The 4,802-nt window shown below is 63.0% G+C and carries 4 protein-coding genes; all 4 read left to right on the forward strand.

Translation table 11 applies throughout. The annotated features are described in order from the left end of the window. The first annotated feature begins 77 nt into the window (after positions 1-77). Positions 78-1,676, forward strand: coding sequence for an ABC transporter permease subunit (locus K728_RS0115030; RefSeq protein ID WP_019482211.1), 1,599 nt, complete (start codon positions 78-80; stop codon positions 1,674-1,676). Next, a complete protein-coding gene (locus tag K728_RS0115035; protein ID WP_019482210.1) occupies positions 1,676-2,617 on the forward strand; it encodes a sugar ABC transporter permease in 942 nt (313 codons plus the stop codon). The genes K728_RS0115030 and K728_RS0115035 overlap by 1 nt, the downstream gene beginning before the upstream one ends. Positions 2,618-2,620: 3 nt before the next feature. Then, entirely contained in the window at positions 2,621-4,492 is a 1,872-nt protein-coding gene (locus K728_RS0115040; RefSeq protein WP_237742163.1) for a glycoside hydrolase family 13 protein, read from the forward strand. 55 nt (positions 4,493-4,547) lie between these two features. Then, on the forward strand, positions 4,548-4,802 hold a 255-nt coding region (locus K728_RS0115045; RefSeq protein WP_024477190.1), incomplete at its 3' end, for a hypothetical protein.

Here is a 4,802-nt window from a genome sequence, read left to right on the forward strand (position 1 = left end):
CCGGTGCCCTTCCCCGGTCCGCGGCGGATAACCTCACCGCAGCGGCCGCCCTCGGCCTACCAACGAAAGCCTTTTCGATGTCTACCCTTGCCCCTCCCGACCGGTCCACAACGCGGCCCCGGAAGAAGCCCGGCTCGACCGCAGATTCCACCTTTGGGCTGCTGGTCAAAATCACGCTACTTGGCCTGGTGGATGCTTTTGCCGTGTACGTCATGATTACCCTCTTCTTTCAGGAGAAGTGGCTAATCCTGATCGTCGCCGCGTCGGTGACACTGCTCATCAACTGGATCTATCTCAGGAAGGGTGGACTGCCGGCAAAGTACCTCGCACCGGGCATCTTCTTCCTGGTCCTCTTCCAGGTGTTTGTGATGCTCTACAGCGGGTACGTCGCGTTCACCAACTACGGCGACGGGCACAACAGCACCAAAGCCGACGCCGTGAGCGCCATCCAGTTGTCGGCGCAGCAACGGGTGCCGGATTCGCCTGCCTACCGCGTCTCCATCCTGGAGCGCGACGGCGAACTCCACCTCCTCGCCACCGATCCCGACGGCGACGTGTCCGTTGGCACCACTGGTTCGCCGCTCGAAGACGCGAGCGAGGCCGTCACGGATTCGACGGGCAGGGCAGTGGAACTGGAGGGGTACCGGACACTGGGCTTCGCTGAGATCCTCACGAACCAGGCCGACATCCTGGCCGTCACCGTCCCTTTCTCAGACGACCCCGAGGACGGCAGCCTAAAGACAAGCGATGGATCGAGCGCCTACGTCTACCGTCCCTCGCTCAGTTTTGATGAGGCGACCAGCACGTTCACCAACCTCGAAACCGGAGCCACCTACACCGATTCGGGCGAGGGCTCGTTCACCTCGGTCGACGGTGAGCAGCTCAGTACTGGGTGGAAAGTGAACGTCGGGTTCGACAACTTCGCCAAGGCCTTCTCCGACCAGAACATCCGGGGACCGCTGCTGCAGGTGGTTCTCTGGACCTTCACCTTCGCGATCGTCTCAGTTCTCTCCACCTTCGCACTGGGGCTATTCCTCGCCAACGCGTTCAATCTTCCCGACCTCCGCGGCAAGCGGGTCTATCGCATCCTGATGATCCTTCCGTATGCCTTTCCGGCTTTCCTCGCCGGTCTCGTCTGGTCCGGACTGCTCAATCCGGAATTTGGTTTCGTCAATAACACCTTCTTTGGGGGAGCGGACATTCCGTGGCTGACCGATCCGTTGCTGGCGAAGGTCAGTGTGCTCGTCGTCAACCTGTGGCTCGGGTTCCCCTACATGTTCCTGGTGTGCACGGGCGCCCTGCAATCCTTGCCCGAGGAGGTCAACGAGGCGGCCCGCATGGACGGCGCCACGGCCTGGAGGACCTTCACCGCCATCAAACTGCCGCTGCTGCTCGTCTCGGTGGCGCCGCTGCTGATCGCGAGCTTCGCTTTTAATTTCAACAACTTCAACGTCATCTACATGCTGACCGACGGCGGGCCCCGCTTCGGCAACACGACGGCAAACATCGGGCACACGGACATCCTCATCACGATGGTCTACGAAATCGCCTTCGGCACCGGGGTGGGCCGTGACTATGGCCTGGCCAGCGCCCTATCCATCATCATCTTCATCATCGTCGCCGTGGTCTCGGCCATCAGCTTCCGGCAGACCAAGGCACTGGAGGACATCAACTGATGACTGCATTCACCGAGCCCCGGGCGACCGCCGTCGCCGAACCCCACCCGCAATCCACGGGCAAGATCCCCGAGCGTCGCCAGCGCACCTTCAGCCAATGGTTCAGGCATAAAGGGTGGCGGCATGTGGTGGGTGTGGTGACCACCCTCTTTGCCGTGTTCCCTCTGATCTATGTCCTTTCAGCGGCCCTTAACTCGAACGGAACGATGGTCGGTTCCAACGCCCTGTTCAGCCAGATTGACGGCGGCAACTTCGAAGCGCTGTTCACCAACCCGAGCCGGCCGTTTGGCCGGTGGTTCATCAACACGATGGTCATCGGTGTGGTCACGTCCGCTGCGACAGTTTTCCTGGGGGCGCTTGCTGCCTACGCGTTCAGCCGCATGCGGTTCACCGGGCGCAGGATCAGCCTGCTTACCCTGTTGATCCTGCAAATGTTCCCCCAGCTGCTTGCTGTGGTCGCCATTTTCCTGATGCTCAATGCCATCACGGATATCGTGCCGTGGCTGGGCCTCGGCAGCCAACTCGGACTCATCATGGTCTACCTCGGCGGGGCCCTGGGGGTTAACACCTACCTCATGTACGGGTTCTTCAACACCGTGCCCAAGTCGCTCGATGAGGCAGCCAGGATCGACGGAGCAAGCCACGTCCAGGTCTTTTTCACCATCATCCTCCCGCTGGTGACGCCCATCCTCGCGGTGGTTGGTCTGCTTGCCTTCATCGGGTTGAGCAGCGAATTCGTTATTGCCAGCGTCGTCCTGACCGACCCGGACTCCCAGACCCTCGCCGTGGGCCTCTACTCCTATGTAGCGCAGCAGCGATCCGAGAACTGGGGGGTCTTCGCCGCGGGCGCCGTCCTCGCCGCTGTTCCGGTGATGGCACTGTTCCTGTTCCTGCAGAAGTACATCACCAACGGTCTCGTGGCCGGTTCAGTCAAGGGCTGAGCCGTGCAAGATGCAACCCTGAGCTCGCCCCACCACGACGGTTCGCCACAATACGTCAGGAATCAGTCACCGGTAGTAGGCGATGTCCTTGCCCTGCGGCTGCGGGTTCCCGCGCACTGGGGGACACCGCGCAGGGTATTCCTTCGGTCGTTGAGGGACGGTGAACCACATTATGACCAGGCCCGGAGCCTCCTGAGCGTCGACGGATGGTCCTGGTGGGAGGCAGACGTCACAGTGGTCAATCCGACACTGAGGTACCGCTTCCTGCTCGAGGGGGCTGAGGCCCAAGGCCCCAGCTGGTCCTGGTTGACCGCCACCGGCGCATCCCCCTGGGACACCCCAGACCGGGACGATTTCGTCATCCATTGCCGGCCAGCCCCTGCTGAGTGGGCCCGGGGCGGGGTGGTCTACCAGGTCTTCCCTGATCGTTTCGCCAGGTCAGAGACGCAGCAACCAGCGGACCTCCCCGGCTGGGCCGTAGCGTGTGCCTGGGAAGACCCGGTTGAGCCCCGAGGGGAGCTCACCCCGCGGCAGGTCTACGGGGGGGACCTTGACGGGATTACCGAAAAGCTCGACCACCTCGTCGATCTTGGTGTCACGATCCTGTATCTGACTCCCTTCTTTCCTGCGCGCTCCAACCACCGCTATGACGCAACAACCTTCGACGTCGTCGATCCCATCCTGGGCGGGGATGACGCCCTGATCCGGTTGGTGGAAGCAGCCCACGCCCGCAACATCGCAGTGATCGGTGACCTGACGGCCAACCACACCGGTGACGCACACGAATGGTTCCAGAAGGCACGCGCCGATCCGACAAGCGCCGAGGCCGGCTTCTACTACTTCGACGAGGAATCCGCCGGCTACGCCTGCTGGTTCGGCGTGCCGAGTCTACCCAAACTGAACTGGGCCTCCCAGGAGCTGCGCAGGCGCTTCATTGAGGGAACGGACTCGGTGGTGGCGAAATGGCTATTGCCGCCGTTCAATCTGGACGGGTGGCGGATCGACGTTGCCAACATGATGGGACGCAACTCAGACGTGGACATGAACCATCAGATCGCCGCGCTGATCCGGGCCACCATGGACGATGTGCGACCGGGACTGCTGCTCCTCGCTGAATCCACCGGGGATGCCACCGAGAATCTGACCAGCCAGGCGTGGGACGGAGCCATGACCTACTCCAATTTCACCAGGCCACTGTGGCAGTGGCTTGCACGTGAAGACGCGGTAGCCAACTTCTTCGGAACCCCTATCACCGGAATTCCGCGCATCGACGGTCATGGTTTTGTGGCGACGCACCTCGCCCTTTCTGCAGGCTTCTCCTGGCGTGCACGAACCCAGAATATGAGCGCGTTGAACACCCATGACACGGCACGGGCAGGGACAGTGATGATCAAGGGCGGCCCCGCCGTCGGTATGGCCCTGGTGTTCCTGCTACCTGGCCTGCCCACTCTTTTCGCCGGCGATGAATTTGGGCTGCGCGGCAGCAACGGCGAGGATTCCCGTACGCCAATGCCGTGGCAAGGATCCGCCGACCGGCCCGATGATCTGCGCGCCCTCATTGCAGCGCTAGCCTCGCTGCGGGCGGGGTCTCCGGCGCTCCTGGAGGGCACGGTGCGCTGGCTAGCTGTTGCGCGGGACGTGGTTGTGCTCGCCCGGGAGCATGAGCATGAATGCTTCGTGATCGTAGCGGCGAGGGCGGACTACGACTCTGTCACGATTCCGCTGGGTCTCCTGCCGGGGTTGTGGTCCGACGCCGAACAGGTTGCCCTGGGGTGGCCGGACGCAACCGGAGTGCTGGCAGATCAGATGCTAGTGCTCTCGGGCAGGGGCCCCAGCGTTCAGGTCTGGCGCTTCCCAGGGCTGGTCCTGCCCTGAGCGTACATCTGGCGCCCCGCTGGAAACCCTTGCCGTTACGGTGCAGACTGGGGGTATGCCTCAACAGTTCTCCGACGCCGGTGACTTCGGTGAAACGCTCGTGCAGCTGCTCCTGATCGGTGGGGCGACGCTGCTGGTGATTGGCCTCGGCATGGCCCTCGCCACCTGGATCATTGTCCGGCGGCTCCGTCGCTCCGGTGTGGTGCAGCGCGGCTTCTCCAACGGGGTGCTCACCGCTCGTTCCTACGCGGTCGACGACGGCGTCCGCCGGATCGCGCGGCTGCGTCTGGACCTGCGGCGCTCCGGTCAG

Source organism: Arthrobacter sp. CAL618 (genome assembly GCF_000468215.1).
Classification (GTDB): domain Bacteria; phylum Actinomycetota; class Actinomycetes; order Actinomycetales; family Micrococcaceae; genus Arthrobacter_D.

Bases quoted from the DNA above. Each gene is read 5' to 3' on its own strand.
- K728_RS0115030 (WP_019482211.1), top strand. From the start codon at position 78: ATGTCTACCCTTGCCCCTCCCGACCGGTCCACAACGCGGCCCCGGAAG.
- K728_RS0115035 (WP_019482210.1), top strand. From the start codon at position 1,676: ATGACTGCATTCACCGAGCCCCGGGCGACCGCCGTCGCCGAACCCCAC.